Source organism: Caulobacter sp. CCNWLW153 (assembly GCF_036889365.1).
Taxonomy (GTDB): Bacteria; Pseudomonadota; Alphaproteobacteria; order Caulobacterales; family Caulobacteraceae; genus Caulobacter; species Caulobacter radicis.
Genome location: NZ_JBAKFV010000006.1, coordinates 89,371 through 105,171 on the forward strand (window position 1 = coordinate 89,371; position 15,801 = coordinate 105,171).

General features: G+C 67.0%; 13 protein-coding genes. 3 read left to right on the plus strand and 10 right to left on the minus strand.

Features of this window, described 5'->3' with window-relative positions:
- Nucleotides 1-77 precede the first annotated feature (77 nt).
- From V6S85_RS11280 to V6S85_RS11310, 8 genes are all read right to left on the minus strand, one after another.
- Nucleotides 78-1,043, minus strand: coding sequence for a FecR family protein (locus V6S85_RS11280; protein ID WP_116491613.1), 966 nt, complete (start codon nt 1,041-1,043; stop codon nt 78-80).
- Between the two features lie 9 nt (nt 1,044-1,052).
- Complete coding sequence (locus tag V6S85_RS11285) at nt 1,053-1,595, minus strand: RNA polymerase sigma factor (protein WP_116491612.1); 543 nt, start codon at nt 1,593-1,595, stop codon at nt 1,053-1,055.
- Nucleotides 1,596-1,941: 346 nt separating this feature from the next.
- Complete coding sequence (locus tag V6S85_RS11290) at nt 1,942-2,280, minus strand: MmcQ/YjbR family DNA-binding protein (protein WP_116491611.1); 339 nt, start codon at nt 2,278-2,280, stop codon at nt 1,942-1,944.
- Between the two features lie 144 nt (nt 2,281-2,424).
- Complete coding sequence (locus V6S85_RS26580; RefSeq protein WP_116491610.1) at nt 2,425-2,775, minus strand: GntR family transcriptional regulator; 351 nt, start codon at nt 2,773-2,775, stop codon at nt 2,425-2,427.
- Nucleotides 2,776-4,296 (minus strand): glycoside hydrolase family 32 protein, encoded by a 1,521-nt coding sequence (locus V6S85_RS11295; RefSeq protein WP_116491609.1) that lies wholly within the window; start codon nt 4,294-4,296, stop codon nt 2,776-2,778.
- Nucleotides 4,296-5,663, minus strand: coding sequence for a sugar porter family MFS transporter (locus tag V6S85_RS11300; RefSeq protein WP_116491608.1), 1,368 nt, complete (start codon nt 5,661-5,663; stop codon nt 4,296-4,298). Before V6S85_RS11300 ends, V6S85_RS11295 begins: the two co-directional genes overlap by 1 nt.
- 2 nt (nt 5,664-5,665) lie before the next feature.
- Nucleotides 5,666-6,634, minus strand: a complete 969-nt coding sequence (locus tag V6S85_RS11305; RefSeq protein WP_116491607.1) for an ROK family protein — start codon at nt 6,632-6,634, stop codon at nt 5,666-5,668.
- A gap of 313 nt (nt 6,635-6,947) precedes the next feature.
- On the minus strand, nt 6,948-8,078 hold the full coding sequence (locus V6S85_RS11310) for an ROK family transcriptional regulator (protein WP_116491606.1): 1,131 nt from the start codon (nt 8,076-8,078) through the stop codon (nt 6,948-6,950).
- Nucleotides 8,079-8,433: 355 nt separating this feature from the next.
- On the opposite strand from V6S85_RS11310, the gene V6S85_RS11315 reads away from it, so the two are divergent.
- Complete coding sequence (locus V6S85_RS11315; protein ID WP_165828889.1) at nt 8,434-11,238, plus strand: TonB-dependent siderophore receptor; 2,805 nt, start codon at nt 8,434-8,436, stop codon at nt 11,236-11,238.
- Between the two features lie 548 nt (nt 11,239-11,786).
- Here V6S85_RS11315 and V6S85_RS11320 read toward each other — a convergent pair.
- Together V6S85_RS11320 and V6S85_RS11325 are read right to left on the minus strand one after the other, a co-directional pair.
- Nucleotides 11,787-12,284 carry a ParB N-terminal domain-containing protein gene (locus V6S85_RS11320; RefSeq protein ID WP_243410578.1) on the minus strand — a complete coding sequence of 166 codons (498 nt, stop codon included), beginning with the start codon at nt 12,282-12,284 and terminating at the stop codon, nt 11,787-11,789.
- A 404-nt stretch (nt 12,285-12,688) separates the two neighbouring features.
- Nucleotides 12,689-13,951: a TIR domain-containing protein gene (locus V6S85_RS11325; protein WP_116491604.1), complete on the minus strand. Its 1,263-nt coding sequence runs from the start codon at nt 13,949-13,951 to the stop codon at nt 12,689-12,691.
- 234 nt (nt 13,952-14,185) lie between these two features.
- Here V6S85_RS11325 and V6S85_RS11330 point away from each other — a divergent pair, with 234 nt between their 5' ends.
- Nucleotides 14,186-14,872 (plus strand): hypothetical protein, encoded by a 687-nt coding sequence (locus tag V6S85_RS11330; RefSeq protein WP_116491603.1) that lies wholly within the window; start codon nt 14,186-14,188, stop codon nt 14,870-14,872.
- A gap of 67 nt (nt 14,873-14,939) precedes the next feature.
- Nucleotides 14,940-15,788, plus strand: coding sequence for an RES family NAD+ phosphorylase (locus V6S85_RS11335; protein WP_116491602.1), 849 nt, complete (start codon nt 14,940-14,942; stop codon nt 15,786-15,788).
- Nucleotides 15,789-15,801 lie beyond the last annotated feature (13 nt).

Below are 15,801 nucleotides of genomic sequence, written 5' to 3' on the forward strand. Positions count from 1 at the left end.
CGGTCGCGGTCGTTCCGGGTGGCTCTGACGAGGCCGCGCGGCGACCCCTCACAAAAAACTTCTCGGTCCGGCTGAAATCACGCCCCGCGGCGCGACAGCGCCAGGTCGCCGCCCGGGAGCTGGGTCACCGTCAGCGACAGGGCCGCGGCCAGGGCCCGGGCCAGGCCGTCCGGATCGGTGACCTTCAAGGCGCCGCTGACCTGCAGGGACCCCAGCGCGGGATCGGCCAGCCGGATCTTGCGGGCGCCGTAGCGATTGGCGTCGGTGAGAACTTCGGCGAGCGGGGTGTCCTGGTAGAGGCGCAGGCCCTGGGGCCACTGGCGCTCGCGCCCGGCGGCGCGGGTCGGCGGGCCCAGGCGGTCGTCGGCGAGGATCAGCGCCTGTCCCGGCTGAAGGCGGGTGCGGCCCGAGATCAGGGGATGCCGGTCGCGCCGCGCCTCCAGGCTCCCGGAGAGGGCGGAGACCTCGACCGACCGCTCGCTGAGGCTGAGATCAAAGGCCGCGTCCTGGCCCATGACGCGCATGGCCCCGGCCTGGACATCCACCGGACCCCGGGCGTGGATGCGGGCGCGTCCGCGTTCGAGGACCAGGCGCGAGCGGCCGCGCTCGCTGGACGCCAGCAGCACGGTGTCAGCGTCGAGCACCACGGTGAGACCTGGCGCTGGAGACAGGCTGCGGATCTGGCCGGTTCCAGCGGCGAGCCGCTGCTGTGGCGGCTGATCGTCGGGAAAGATCGGCCAGGGCGAGACGGTGGCCAGGGCGATGGCCACAACGAGGCCGGCGGCGCTGGCCGCCCACCACGCCGCGGGCGGCGGGCCCCGACGCGAGGCGCTAGTGCGCAGGCGCAGGTCCGAGAGCTTGGAATGACCCAGGATCGCCGACTCTTCGTAGCGCCGGACCAAACGGTCATAGGCGTCCTGGCGGCCGGGCGCGGCGCGCCAGGCGTCGAAGTCAGGGCGCGCGGTCTCCGCGCCAGGTCCGCGCATGCGCGCAAACCACGCGGCCGCCTCGCGGCGCAGATGCTCTTCTTCCCCCGAGGTCATGGCGTGATCCTAGGGCCGGCCGAGGCTGCGGTCGACGGCGGCGATGGCCTTCATCATGTGCTTTTCCACAGCGCTGACGCCGATGCCCAGGGCGGCGGCGATCTGCGGATAGGTCTGGCCGTCGACGCGATGGCGCAGATAGACCTCGCGGGTCTTGGGCTTGAGCTTGAGGACGGCGGCCTCGTGGCGCTCGAGCAGCTGGCGCGCTTCGAGGGCCAGGTGGGGATCGCCGTCGCTCGTCGCATGCGCCTCGGGCTCAAGAACGGCGTGGCTGCGCTCGCGGCGACCCGAGACGCTCTTGGCCCGGTCGCGCAGCAGGTTGCGGGCGATGCGGCCAAGATAGGCCTCCGGCTTCTGCAGGGCCTGCTTGCCTGCCGCATGGGTCAGGCGCAGGAAGGCCTCCTGGGCAAGGTCCTGGGCCTCCTCGGGATTGGTCCGCCGCGACAGGAACCGCAGCAGGGCCGGAGCTTGGCGCCGGAACAGCGCGTCGAGCTTGCGGCGGGCGTCGGTCTGGGTCTCGCCCAGGACCGGATCGACGGTCTTGAGGGTCATCGGCGCGGGCTCCCGCGCCGAGGGGTTCTGGCTTGAAGTCTGGTCTCTGCTGGCCCGGTCACGTCCGCCTCCAAGGAGAGGCGGCGGAACCGGCGAAGCCGCATTCCCGAGACTCAAGCTTGAGTGTGGAGCGGCCGTCATGGACGGCGCCGCCGGCGCAACACACCGGTCGCGCCGGGGCGGAGCCGAACGCGAAGCGGTTGGTTCAAGCGAGGTTCTCACGCCTCGACGCCGCGCTTTCAGCGACGTGGCACGAGTCTAGAACAGGGTTCGGCAAGATGGCAAGGCAAGGTCCTGGACGCCTGCCGGATTGTCGCCTCGCAGGGCGCCGCCTGCATCAAGCGGGCTAGCCGATGCGGCTGAACGCGCTGCGGCTGTTGCGCGCCTTGCCGGCGGCTTTGGCCAGGACCGGCTTGAGGTGTCCGGCCTCGGCCAGGGCCAGGCGCACGCAGGTCACGCCGCGAGCGCCGGCCCCGCCTGCCTGAGGCGAGAACACGCCGGGCGCCGCGGCCAGGGCCGCCGCCTGGTCTTCGGGCGAAAGGCGCAGGACGGCGAAGGCCGGGTCGGGCGCGCCCAGGGTGGCGAACACCTTGTCGCCGACCAGGAACTCGATCGTCCCCAGGCGGGAGGCGACGCGGGCGTTGAGCTGGCTGAGCGCCAGTTGGCGGAAGTCGTCGGGGGTCATGGGTCGGCGTTCATGGCTGGGGTGGTAGGCCCGCTGATGCCACGGGCCTTCCGACTGCCCAAGGGTTTTACGCTGTTGGGCGTGGGCCATGAGGACGGGATTGCGCCATCTGCAGACATTGGCGCCGCTCCAGACTCCGGACCTTCAGACAACGGCGCGGATGATCGTTCCAAGGCGCGTCCGTCGCTGTATGCATCCATCGGCGCAGAGCAACGCAAAGGCGCTTCGGACCGTCAACCGGGAGACCCCACAGAGGCGCGCCAGACGGCGTTCATCGGGTAGCCTGTCGCCAACCCGCAGCTCGCCCGTGGCGAGACGATAGCGGATCAAAGCGTATAGTTGCCGATAGAGCGGACCAGGCTCACTTGGCAGAGCCCAAAAGTCGCTAGCCGATTCGAGCGATGCAACTCGAAGCTGGCCGACATCCGGCGCTCGCCTAACAATGGTCTGCGTCCAGCCCGAACCAGCCGGGCTTTCTAAGAGTGAGCCTTCCACTTAAGGCGCCTTCGATTTGGTTAGCATCCAGCCGTCCAGCTTTCGGATCGTCGCGGTTCCTCCTCGCGCGCTGGCCGACCATTTGAGCCCGCCGCCACCCGGGAAGAACCGGTCGGTGATGGTGGTCTGTCCATCGTTGACATAGAGCTCGATGATCGACTGGTCGACGAACGCCCGTAGGCGCACGCGTCCGGACGTAAGGTCGACCGGCGCGGTGTGGCGATCGGCGAAGGCGTCGTGGAAATGGGGACCCGACCGCGTGCGGTCGATGAACACCTCGTTGGTCTTGGGCGTCACGCCGATCAAGGTCTGGAAACCCTTGTCGTCGGTGAAGGCGATCTGGACCTGTTCGGCGCTCCCCGTCTCCAGCTCCAGGTCCAGCTCGACGGCGCCGCCTTCGATCGGCAGCAAGGTCGCACTCTCGCCGAGGGCAAGCGCACTGGCCGATCGATGGCCCGAGCGAAGCGCCTCGACTTCCCTGACCGGCGCCTGGGCGATGCGATAGCCTTGCGGCGTCTTCTTGAGGCTGACGACGCGCGGCAGGGACATCAGGCCCCGCGACGGATAGGTCGGGATGGCGTTGGCGTAGCGCCAATCGTTGGCCCACCCGATCCAGATGCGGCGCGGATCGTCCTTGGGAAGGTCGTTCCAGGAGACGGCGGCATAGAAATCCGCGCCATAGTCCATCCATTGGGGCTCGCGCCCCCAGCTTGGATCGGGCGTGAAACGGGCGCCGTCGAAGTCGCCGACGAAATATTGGCCGCCCGAGCCGCCGCCGACGCCGCTGTCGCCCAGATTGATGCCGAGCACCCAGCGCTTTTCGCCGGGCTTGCCGCCTTCGACCGGCAGCTCGAAGAGATCGGGGCACTCCCAGTTCTTGCCCCGGCCGCCGGCCGGGCCAAAGTCGCTGGCGTGGGCCCAGGTCTTCAAGTCGCCCGAGGTGTAGATGGCCAAGCGGTTTTCGACCGCCATGACGACCAGCATCACCCATTGCTTGGAAGCCGCGTGCCAGAAGACCTTGGGATCACGAAACTCCGTCGAACCGATGTCGAGCACCTTGCCGTGGACGGTCCAGGTGCGCCCCTTGTCGTTGCTGTAGGCGACGAACTGCGACTGGTTCTTGGTCTTGGGGTCATAGCCGGTGTAGGCCGCCACCATCGGCGGGCGACCGTTCTTGCCAAAGCCGCTGGTGTTGTTCCAGTCGATCACCGCGCTGCCCGAAAAGGCCATGACATCGGTTTCTGGCAAGGCCACCGGCAGCTCTTCCCAAGTCACCAGGTCGCGGCTGACGGCGTGGCCCCAGCTCATGTGGCCCCAGCGATCCCCGTAGGGATTGTACTGGTAGAACAGGTGGTACTCGCCTTCGAAATAGACGAGCCCGTTGGGGTCGTTCATCCAGTTGCGAGCCGGCGCGAAGTGGTAGGCCGGACGGGCCTCCTCGGCCAAAGCAGCGGGCGCGATGGGGAGCGACGCTCCAGCGCCGATCAGGGCGGCCGCGCCCAGGGCTAGCAGGCGACGCATCAGTGGACCCTCCGGAAATCCATGTCCTCGAGCGCGATGCCGTTGGTCTCGGGCATCACCTTCCAGACCCACAGGAACTGCAGCAGCATCATCGCGCCGAAGAAGGCGAACACCCATCCACCGACGTGGGCGGCGAAGACCGGGAAGGCCCAGGTGATCGCCGCGGCCATCACCCAGTGGGTGGTGCTGCCCAGCGCCTGGCCTTTGCCGCGCACGGCGCTGGGGAAGACCTCGGAGATGAACACCCAGATCACCGCGCCCTGCGAGATAGCGAAGGCGGCGATAAAGCCCAGCAGGCCCGCCAGGACAAGAGCGCCATTCGGGTGGGCGCTTTCCAGCTGCAGGCCGACCAGGATCAGCGCCGCGGCGGTGGCGATCGAGCCAAAGTACAGCAGCGGCTTGCGCCCATAGCGATCGATCAGGAAGAAGGCCAGCAGGGTGAACACCAGGTTGGTGCCGCCCACGGCTACCGACTGCAGCAGGGCGCTGTCGGCGCCAGCGCCGCCCAGTTCGAAGATCCGCGGCGCGTAATAGAGCAGCGCGTTGATGCCCGAGAGCTGGTTGAACATGGCGATGGCGATGGCGCAGGTCACCGGCACTGAATAGGCCGATTGGAAGAGGCTGGGCTTCGCCGCCGCAACGTCGCGCTCCGCGGCGACGCGCATGTGGGCGACCTCGGCCTCGGGATCGATGAAGCCAAGCCGGGTCATGACGCCCCGGGCCTCACCGTCGCGGCCGTTGACCACCAGCCAGCGCGGGCTGTCGGGCAGCAGGAAGGTGACCACCAGGAAAAGCACCGACGGGACCGCCACGATGCCGAACATCCAGCGCCAGGCGACGTCGGGCGGCGCGAGGCTGGCGATCACGTAGTTGGACAGGAAGGCCAGCAGGATGCCCAGCACGATGTTGAGCTGGTTGAGCGCCACCAGTCGCCCCCGAACATGGGTCGGCGCGACCTCGGCGATGTAGATCGGGGTGACGACAGAGGCCGCGCCGATGGCCAGACCGCCCAGGAAGCGGAACGCCACCAGGCTGTGCCAGTCCAGCGCCAGGCCTGTTCCGAGCGAGGAGACGACGTAGCAGACGGCCACGGCCAGGAGCATGGGGCGACGCCCGAAGCGGTCGGATGGCCAGCCAGCGATCAGCGAGCCGATCACGGTTCCGATCAGCGCCGAGGCGACCGTGAAGCCCAGATAGCCTTCGCTCAGGGAGAAGCGTTCCTGCAAGGCCGAGGTGGTCCCGGAGATCACGGCGGTGTCGAACCCGAAGAGCAGGCCGCCGAGGGCCGCGCCCAGGGCCGATAGGATCATCGCCAGCGTGACCCCGGACTTGGCGGGCGGCGCTAGCGCCGTATCGGTGGTCGTCATGATCAGGAGACCTTCGAAAGGGTGGAGACAGAATTCTGTTGCGCGCCGATCGCCCAATGCATGGGCCATTGGCGGGTGACGAGGCGGTGAGCGATGGCCAGAGCGCCGGTGAGGCCTGCGGAGTCGCCGGCTGTGGGCGCAGCGACGTAGGCGTCCATGTCCAGTTCCGCGATGCTGGAGTCGTAGCCGCCCAGCTGCTTGTGCAAAGCGGTGCGGACGCGCGCGTGCATGTCGATCGGCTGCATGACGCCTCCGCCGATGATGATCCGGTCGGGACGTACGATGTAGGTCAGGCTGGCGCAAAGACCGGCGATGTACTCGGCGATGACCCCCCAGGCCGGGTGTTCAGGCGGCAGCTCCTCCGCCGGCATCCCCCAACGGGCGCGGATCGCCGGACCGCTGGCCAGGCCCTCCAGGCAGTCGCCGTGGAACGGACAGATGCCATCGAAGGCCTGATCGCCCAGTGCGCGCGGCAACCGGATGTGGCCCGCCTCAGGGTGATTGGCGCCGCCGTGCGGCACGCCGCCGACCAGCAGCCCGACCCCGATGCCCGTCCCGACCGTCACGTAGCAGAACGTGTCCAGGCCCCGGCCGCTGCCGAACAGCAGCTCGCCCACGGCCGCGCAATTGACGTCGGTGTCCAGCGCCATGGGAACGTCCAGGGTCTGGGCGAAATGGCCCAGCAGATCGATCTGGCTCCATCCGACCTTCGGTGTCGAGGTGATCGAACCGTAATCGGGAGCCGTCGCCCTGAGGGACAGAGGTCCGAAGCTTCCGATCGACAGCGCAGCGAGCGCGCCGTGCCGGGCCTGAGCCTTGGCGAAGAAGGCGCTCGCCGCGCTCAGAGTGGCGGCAGGCGTGGTGGTCGGGATGCGGACCTGGTCGAGAACGACGCCGTCCTCGTTGGCCACGCCGCACAGAAACTTCGTGCCGCCCGCCTCGACGCCGCCGAGCAATTTGGGTTCCGCCATGGGTTTAAACTCTTGGATGGGATCTGTGAAAAGGACGCCGCCCCGGACCGGCAGGATCGGCCGGGGCGGCGGCGCTTAAGGCCGCCGCGAGATCGGGCGCGCGCGGAATGCCTGGTCGGGGAGGACGCCAGGGAGCGGCGCGGCTAGGGCGGGGAGCGCACAGGTTGGAGACGCGCCAAGGCGCGATCGCAAAGACATTCGTTTCCTCTCGGGCGCCTTGACGACGCGCTCGTTGCTGGCCGCAGGACGGCGGTACGCGACTAAATCTATTGATGTGATTTAGTCTGTCAACGGGAGAAAGCGAAAAGCTTGGCTAGGCGGCGTCGCCCTTCAGCAGCGAGCCGAGGTTTGGCGTGTAGCTGGCGTAGAGCGGCAAGAGGCCCGCCCCCACCGCCGGCGCGGTGTCGCGGATCTGCCCCACCAGCATGTTGGGCTTGAAGAAGTCCTTCGGCGCGGTGGCGGCCATTCGCGCCTCGACCCGCCGGGCCAGCGCCTGGAGCGTGGTCTCGTCCATCGCGCCGCTCAGCACGACCGCATCGAGGTCGAGCAGGCTGTTGGCGCCCAGGATCACGAAGGCGATCCCTTGGGCGCAGGCATCCAGCCAGGCGGCGCGAACCGCCTCGTCGTTTCCTTGGCCGAGCGCTGCTTCCAGGCTGTAGAGCGAGGCGCGGTGGAGCAGGAAGTCCTGCCCGCCCTCGTCGGGGATCGGCATGGAGGCCAGGGCCGCGGCGTTGCCGTGCCGGCCTTGATGGATCTGGCCGCCCAGCACCAGCCCCCCGCCGACGAAAGTGCCGACATGGAAATAGAGATAGTTCTCGACCCCCAGGCCGACGCCGCAGAGCAGTTCGGCCAGGGCCGCGGAGTTGCCGTCGTTCTCGAAGAACACCGGGCAATCCAGACCCGAGCGGAAGGCCTCCTCGACGTCGGCGCCCCATTCGCGGGCCTGGTCGGGCGTGACCCCGATCTCCTCGCGCCAGGCGCCGATGAACCACGGCATGGCGATGCCGACGCCGAGAAAGGCCTCGCGTTGCTCTGGGCCGAGCGCCGCCAGCTGGACGCGCGCGAACTCCGCGATTTCCGCGATGACCGCCGCACGCTCGGGAAAGGCCATGGGCCGGGTCTGGGTGGCCAGCACCACGCCGTTGAAGTTGAGCAGGACGCAGGTGAGGCGGTTGCGACCGACTTCCACGCCGATGGTGTAGCCGTTCTCGCCGTTGATCTTGTAGATCGTCGAGGGTTGGCCCATGCCGCCGGTGCGCCGGCCCGCGACCATCAAGAGCCCGTCGGCCTCCAGGTCCTCGACGATCCGCAGGGCCGCTTGCGGCGAGAGGCCGGTGATCTTGGCAAGGTCGGCCTTGGACGCTCCATCGAGCCGGCGGATGGTCGAGAGCACCAGTCGTTCGTTGTAGCGACGAACGCCGTTGGAGTTGCTGCCGCGGCCCATGGAAGGTGACGCCCCCGGTTTTTTGGACGGCCATGATACGCACCCGCCTCCGAGTCGCCAGCGCGCTTGTCATTCCGCCGACCCGGCCTCGCCCCCATTGACGGGCTTCTTCGACGCCCATGCCGCGCTCGGGCGCCCCTGGATCTTGGGGAGAACATGGCCGCCGAGCGTCTTGATCACCCCGCGCGCGGGGTGCGCCGGATGTCACCCGGGCCGGATCGTCGCCGCGCCGCAACATTGCGAAGCTTTTCGCAAGGACAGTTGACAGACTAAATCACTTCAGTAGCTTTAGTCGCATACCGTCGTCATGCCGGCTGGAAAAACGCGCCGAAAAGGCGTCCTCGGGAGGAAACCAGTGTCTCTGAAAAAAGCATTCTGCACGTCCGTGTCGGCGGCCGTCCTGTTCACCGCGACGGGCGCGCTGGCCCAGGCGGCCGCACCGCCCAAGCCCGCTGACCAGGACACGGTTCAGGTCGAGGAAGTCGTCGTCACGGGGGTGACGGCCGGCACGCGCAAGAAGGACGCCACCTTCTCGATCAACACCCTGACCACCGAGGAAATCCAGCGCCTGGCGCCGATCAGCACGGCCGACCTGCTGGCCAACATCCCCGGGCTCTACACCGAGGGCAGCAGCGCCGGCGAGGCCAGCAACAACGTCACCGTCCGCGGCCTGCCGGTCACCGGCGGCTTTCGCTATGCTCCGCAGCTGATCGACGGACTTCCGGTCTACGAAGAGCCCGAAGTCCAGTTCATGAACAACGACGTCTTCATCCGCACCGACCTGATGACCGATCGGGTCGAGGTCGTGAAGGGCGGTCCGGGCGGCATCCTCTATTCCAACGGCCTGGGCGCGACGGTGAACTATGTCACCAAGACCGGCGGCCAGGCGTTCGAGGGCGGCTATCGGCTCGAAGTGGCCGACTACGGCTTCGTGCGCAACGAAGCCTTCGTCTCGGGCCCGATCAACAAGAACCTGACCTTCGCGCTGGGCGGCTTCTATCGCGTCGCCGACGGCATCCGCGACAACGGCTACACCGGCGACCACGGCGGCCAGATCCGCGGCAACATCGTCTACACCAGCGACGACGGGGCCACCCAGATCCAGGCGCACGCCCTGTTTCTCAACGACCACACCGCCTTCTACCAGAACCTGCCGATCTCTGTGCCGCGCCTGTCGGGCCCGGGCACGGCCGACAATCCCACCAAGATCGACCAGGACACCATCGAACCGCTGGGCATCAATTTCGCCCATGGCACGGTGGCCTCGCCGTTCAACCGCCACTTCACCCAGATGGGCGAATACGGCTCGCGCGACATCGACCTGGCCGACGGCATCCACCCCAAGTTCAACGTCTTCACCCTGAAGTTCTCGCGCGAGATGGGCGATGGCTGGACCTTCAAGGCCGGGCTTCGCTACACGAGCGGGACCAACGACTTCAACACCATGTTCACGGGCAATGACACCGCCTTCGCCCGGGACTTCCTGAACGTGCGCCTGCAGAACGACGTCATCTCGCCGGCCCATGGCGCGGCGCTCAGCTGCAACCTCAACAACGCCAAGCTCCGGGGCTTCTTCAACGTCCCGACGAGCAATCCTTGCGGCGCCTTCGCCGGCATTAGCCGCGAGGACTTCATCGCCAACTACGCCAAGGTGGCGCGCGTCCAGGGCTACTACCTGGACAACGGCCAGGCCGTGGCGCCGGACGCCTATCTGAACTTCCTGCTGCCCTTCATCGCCAACATCAAGGCCGACAGCGCCTCGATGGACCTGCAGGCGCAGAAGACCTTCAACCTCTGGGGCGAGCACAAGCTCACCGCCGGCGTCTACGCCAGCGATTACAGCTATGACGCCAACTTCCAGGCCAGCCTCCTGGTCTCGACGATGGGCGAGCCTTCGCGTCTGGTCGATCTGCGCGGTCTGGACGCCAACGGCGCGATCGTCGGTCCGAGCCTGACGAGCGGTGGGGCGATCCTGCCCGGCTTCTTCGGCTTCGTGACCGACTCCAGCTCGCGCGGCTATGCGGGCTACCTGCAGGACCACTGGGAGACGCTGGACAGCCGCCTGAAGCTGGACCTAGGGGTCCGCTGGCAGACCCAGAAGACCGACCTGGTCCGCCGCGATCGCAACCTGATCTTCGACGCGACGCCGGCCAGCGTGGTCGTCGGCTCAAACCAGGACACCACCGCCGACAACGAGCTGTCGGTGCCCGGCGCGCCGCGCTACCTCAACAAGCGCTTCAGCGCCGTGGGCTGGTCGGTCGGGGCCAACTATTCGATCTCCGACCCCATCGCCGTCTATGGCCTGGTGTCGCGCTCGTTCCGCCTGCCGAGCCTTGAGGACCTGAACGAGTTCCGCGTCGACACCACCCAGCAAGTCGGCGGCGAGACCATCAAGCGCAACCAGATCGAACGGATCTGGCAGCTGGAAACGGGCGTGCGGTACTACAAGCCCAAGTTCGACGCCTCAGCGGCGGTCTACTACAACGACTTCACCCCGCGCGACTTCGTCAACGTCTACCGCGACTTCCAGTCGCCGCAGTGCGCGGTCACCGGCGCGGTGCCGCAGATCAACACCTGCCCCGAGGTGGGCGAGGTCTACCAGCGCGGCGTCCAGAACATAGGCGCTGAAGTCGAACTGGCCTGGCGCCCGGTGGACGGGCTCGAGCTGAAGGGCACGGTCACCGTCCAGGATCCGAAGATCACCGACGCCAACTACAAGATCACCCGCGAAGTGCGCAACGCCGCCAACGTCCTGACGGGCTACGAATATGTCGAGATCGGCGAAGACGGTCGCCGACCTCGTCGCCTGCCGACGGTGATGGTCAACTTCACCCCATCCTTCGACTTCAGGCCCCTGACCGGCGTTCCGGTCTCGGTGTTTGGCCAGTTCTACTACTACTCCTCGCGCTTCTCGGAATCGACGGACTTCAACGTCACGCAGTACCCGGCCTACTACATCATCAACGCCGGGGCGGCCTGGGCGGTGACGCCCAACCTGATGGCGCAGGTCAACGTGGCCAACCTGACCAACCAGCTGTCGTTCACCGAGGGCGATCCGATCTTCTCGGACCTGCTGTCGCCGGACGGCGCGCGCAACCGCGGCGTTGCCCGCCCGCTGTTTGGCCGCACCTATCGCGCCAGCCTGACCTACCGTTTCTAGGGGGCGTTGGCCCGGGTCGCTTCGGCGCCCGGGCCGATATCCCCTGGGACTGGGCGCTCGCCGCCCTCCTGCGGACCGGCCGGACGTCGAGCTCGACGCACGCCCCGTCGCTCCGTTCTTGTCGCCCACAACTTGGGCCCGGTCGCCTCGGCGACCGGGCCCTTTTGCGTCACGTCCCGAGGAAAACACCATGCGCCGCTGCGCGATCCTGCTGGCCTCCCTGCTGCTTTGCGCGCCGAGCCTGTCAGTCCATGCCTAAGACGCGGTGACCCTGTCCTTCGACGACGCGGGCTTGCCCGGTCTCCACAGCCGTTGGCCTGCGGAAATCGCGCCGGACGCGCAGGGTCGCGCTCTTCGGACCGAAACTATAATACGACCTGGCGGGAACAGCCGCTGCAGTTGGAAGGATCGCGGTTCGTCGATGCCGCGACGTGGGTGCCCCTGGAGAGCTACCCTTCCGACCGCGAGCGCCCGGCGCGCGAGGCCACGCCCAAATCCTTCTTGAACCAGGCCGACGGCAAGCGCGGCCTTGACCTCTCTGTCGACACCTACGGGGAGTCTACCAGACCGGTTGGCGCCAATAGCGGTCCTTCCGGAGCCTCCAGAAACTGGACGTATCTTCGGCCTAACCGGCTCTCCACCTCGCGGCGTCCTTCGAGGCCGCAGTCCGAATTGACGCGCGTACTCGCGGCTAAACTGACCACGCAGCGCACGGCCGCGCCCTTGGCCAGGGCCTTGCGCTTGGCCGGCAGGCGTAAGGCCTGGCGGCGGCCTTTACCGGCGCTGACGAGGTAGTAGCCAGTTTCCTGGCCGTTCTTGACCTCGGGCTCGACGACCAGGGGCTGCAGAACGCCCTTGTGGGTGATCCTGGCGGCGCGGGACTCGATCACTTCGGCGCTGTGGCCGACGCGCCGGACGTTCTTGGGCGAGGCCTTGAGGCGGTTGAGGGGAGTGTCGCGGACCTCGCCGTACTGAACGACGATGTGGGCTGGGCCTGCGGCCTTGCCGCAAGCGGCGGCGGTCGCGGGGGTCTCAGAGGTGGACATTGAAGCCTCCTTGGGCTGTCGGGGTTCGAGCGCAAAAAGCGCGCTCGACCCGGGCGCCCCCCGCGAGAGCGGGGGTGCAAGCGGAGGCGCCGGCTTCGCAGGGACCCGTCTGCAGGACACCGGCCGAAGCTGGGCGGAAGCCGATCCGAAGCGCCCCGAGGGCGGCAACCCTAAGCCTGCGCGCTCGCAGGCGAGCGCCCATGACGAATGAAGCCGGCAAGGAGACCGCGCAAAGCGCGTGTCGGAACGTCCGCGTCGAGCGGCCGGCGGCAGGCCAAAGCCTGCCCGAAGGCGACGCGCCCGTAGGAGAGCTGAAAGGCTCGGGACCGAGCGTGACCGCCGGCCGTTCTCCTTAAGCCGAAGGCGCGGGAGGCCCGCCGAAAGGCGGGCCGGAGCATCCCAGTCTAGTCGTGATCCCGAACAAAGCGCCGGGTACGATCGGTGACGTGGACCTCGCGCGCCGTGTAGGGCGGCTGACCCAGCGTGTGGTAAGCGTCAACCAGCTTGGCCTCTTCGAGATAGTTCAGCGCGCTGTTGGCCTGCCGGACCGTCCAGTCGGGAAACCATTCCGGGATCGCCTCGGCGAGGCGCACGCCGTCAACGCCTTCGCTGATCAGCCGGCGGGCGAAGCTCAGCGCATCAGCCCGATTGTCGAAGTCCATGAAGGCGTTGTCGAACTCGACGAACAGGCCTTGGCGCGGCCAGAACGACCGCTCACCGTTCAACTGTTTGGAACGCTCGATGAGCCCGGCCTCTTCGAGATCGAGGGCCCCGATACGGATGTCCTCGATCGACAAGCCCGTGGCCTCGGCGATCGCTGCAGCCTTGACCTGTGGATCGGACGGCCTGCCCGTCTGGCTGTTGCGCACCAGGAACTCGGCGACCGCTGCGGCGCTTTTGGACCAGGTGCTCGGTGTCGACGGCGCCTTGCGGACATAGGACGGCGCGGTCCCTCGCGGCGGCTTCTTGGTCACCCCATAGAGGTCTGCAATGAGGGCTTCGATCTCGGCGTCCTTCTCCAGGTCCACCTCGGGGCACCGCGTCGTCTGCAGGAAGATCGACAGGTCGGAAATCCGGGCGCCGATCCTAAGGCCCAGGAAGCGGGCCTTGGACTGCACGGCCTTCATGAAGCCCGCGTCGATCTCGGTTTCCACCCAAGGCTTGCCCACCGAGTATGGCGTCAGCAGCACAAGGAAGTGGGTGCAGGCCTCCAGCCCCTCCTCCATCCTTCGCTTGAGGCTGTCGCCGGTCTTGATCTCCCAGGCATCGAGCCAGACCTCGATCCCTGCCGCCATCAGGCGCTCGGCCAACGGCTTGGCCAGCCGTTCATGGTCTTCGGACGCGTGAGCCAGATAGACGACCGGCGTTTCGGGCGAAGGGGTCGCTTGCATCGAGGTAATCACTCCTTTGCCCACCCCGAGCCTGCGTTCGAGTTCGCGCGCGAAGGCGGGGGAACCTTCAGTGCGGGCGACTACCTTTTCGCCGACACGGCGGACAAAAACCGCGGCGTGCTTTCCGGTTTCCGGATCGACGATCGAGCCGGCCGCGCCATGAGCGCGCGCCTCGATATGGCTCATCGCCAAGTCGAGACCCTTCTTTTCGATGTTCTTCCAGAACGACGAAGCCGACACCTTTCGGCCTCCGCTGTAGTGCTGAATCTTGGCCATAGGTCGAGCTTAACCCGTACCGAGCGAGAACAAAACCTGAATAAAACAACCAGGGCGGTCACTCAGACAGTCAGACGACTTAAGAGCCTCCCTTTGCCTCCACGGCGTCAAGGCTCGACTTGACCAAGCGCCCACAACTCGTGGCAGGTTTGATAGCGACGCTTCGGGGGGGGGCAATATCTCGTGTCAGATCCAAATTACGCGAGCACCATAGACTGGCAGGCGACCGGGACCATGCTGCAGGGTATCGGGGCGATCACCGGAGCGCTGACGGTGATGCTCGCCGCGGTCATCGGCGCCAACACCTTCGAGAAGTGGCGTCGCCAGAAGATCTCCGAACGCCGTATCGAGCAGGCCGAGCGCTTCCTCACCGCCGCCTACAACGCGCGACGCGCCCTGGCCCGCGTGCGCAGTCCGGCAATGATGGGCTATGAGCTCGAGATCGCCGAAGAACGGCTGCGCGAAGCCGGTCGGTTTGAGCCGCCCCTCGACGCCGCCAAGACGCGGCGGCTGTGCACCGCCCAGGCCTATCATGAGCGGCTCAATCGCGAGCGCGAGGTCAGGGTCACGCTCGACGAGTGCCTGCCTACGGCGCGCGCGCTATTCAGCGAGGCGCTCGAAAAGGCGCTGGAGACCCTGAGCCGCCAGTTCCACACCGTTCAGGTCTACGCCGACGCTAGCGTGCGCTACACCGAGGGCCGCGATCGAGCCCTCAGCGACAAGATCGATCAGACGATCTGGTCGGAATATCCCTCCGCGGCCGAAAACGAGATGGACAAAACCATCGCCGAGCAGATCGGCATCATCGAGACGGCTCTGCTCCCAGTGCTCCGGCTGGAAGCGCCCAGACCGCGCCGTTGGTGGTCGCCGTTAGCGCGCAGATCCATCCCGCGATCCAACGCTTCCGACGCCCGGGCCTAGCGCGGCGCTGTGCTTTTCAGCCCATCAAAAGCGAAGGCGCTGGCGAACCGCGCTGACAGGATCCACGATGACAAACGACATCCCCAACGACGCCTTCCCGTCGTGGAGAAGCTACTGGCTCTTCGAACGCTCGGTGACCCGGGAGTTTCGCTATGTGCGGCCGCCCGAAGTCGAGGCCTTCCTGCAGGCGGTGCTAGTCACCAGCCAGTCTCGCAAAATCGATATTCCGAGGGGCAGTCTCTTTTGGCGGGCCGCACTCGGTCACGACTGGCGTGCCTACAATAGCTGCATTGATGACGAAGTCCCATGCGCTCATCCTCCCGCGCGGATGAAGCCGCTTCCCGACAAGGCATCGGACGGCCGAGCTAATGCGCGCGGCATCCCCTGCCTCTATATGGCGACGAGCAAGACCACGGCCATGGCCGAGGTTCGCCCCTGGATCGGCTCGAAAGTCTCGGTTGGGCAATTCCGGACCAATCGTCCGCTCAGCGTAGTCGATTGTTCGCGCCGCCATGATGCCTCGCCGTTCTTCCTCGATCTGGAGATCGGCAACGGCGAGCCGTCGTCGGAAGAGCGTACCGAAGCGGTGTGGACGCATATCGACAAGGCTTTCGCTGAGCCGATGACGCGCTCTGACGATCAGGCAGACTACGCCGCGACGCAGATCCTGGCCGAACTCTTCAAGTCGGCGGGCTTCGATGGCGTCGTCTACAAGAGCAACTTCGGCAAGGACGGCTACAACATAGCCCTGTTCGATCCGAACGCGGCGGATCTGATCAAGTGCGGCCTCTTCGAACTGAAGGCGATCGAGCCCGACTTCAAGGCGTCCGACGACTTCTATTACGTCGGGGATGGGCTGACGTCTGACGATCAACTCCAAGGGGCGCACGACGCATCGGCGGGCCTGCCCGCCTGATCAACAGGTTAGT

Excerpts from the sequence above, each read along its gene's own strand:
- V6S85_RS11280 (WP_116491613.1), bottom strand. The coding sequence starts at position 1,043 with ATGACCTCGGGGGAAGAAGAGCATCTGCGCCGCGAGGCGGCCGCGTGG.
- V6S85_RS11285 (WP_116491612.1), bottom strand. The coding sequence starts at position 1,595 with ATGACCCTCAAGACCGTCGATCCGGTCCTGGGCGAGACCCAGACCGAC.
- V6S85_RS11290 (WP_116491611.1), bottom strand. The coding sequence starts at position 2,280 with ATGACCCCCGACGACTTCCGCCAACTGGCGCTCAGCCAGCTCAACGCC.
- V6S85_RS11295 (WP_116491609.1), bottom strand. The coding sequence starts at position 4,296 with ATGCGTCGCCTGCTAGCCCTGGGCGCGGCCGCCCTGATCGGCGCTGGA.
- V6S85_RS11300 (WP_116491608.1), bottom strand. The coding sequence starts at position 5,663 with ATGACGACCACCGATACGGCGCTAGCGCCGCCCGCCAAGTCCGGGGTC.
- V6S85_RS11305 (WP_116491607.1), bottom strand. The coding sequence starts at position 6,634 with ATGGCGGAACCCAAATTGCTCGGCGGCGTCGAGGCGGGCGGCACGAAG.
- V6S85_RS11310 (WP_116491606.1), bottom strand. The coding sequence starts at position 8,078 with ATGGGCCGCGGCAGCAACTCCAACGGCGTTCGTCGCTACAACGAACGA.
- V6S85_RS11320 (WP_243410578.1), bottom strand. The coding sequence starts at position 12,284 with ATGTCCACCTCTGAGACCCCCGCGACCGCCGCCGCTTGCGGCAAGGCC.
- V6S85_RS11325 (WP_116491604.1), bottom strand. The coding sequence starts at position 13,951 with ATGGCCAAGATTCAGCACTACAGCGGAGGCCGAAAGGTGTCGGCTTCG.
- V6S85_RS11330 (WP_116491603.1), top strand. The coding sequence starts at position 14,186 with ATGCTGCAGGGTATCGGGGCGATCACCGGAGCGCTGACGGTGATGCTC.
- V6S85_RS11335 (WP_116491602.1), top strand. The coding sequence starts at position 14,940 with ATGACAAACGACATCCCCAACGACGCCTTCCCGTCGTGGAGAAGCTAC.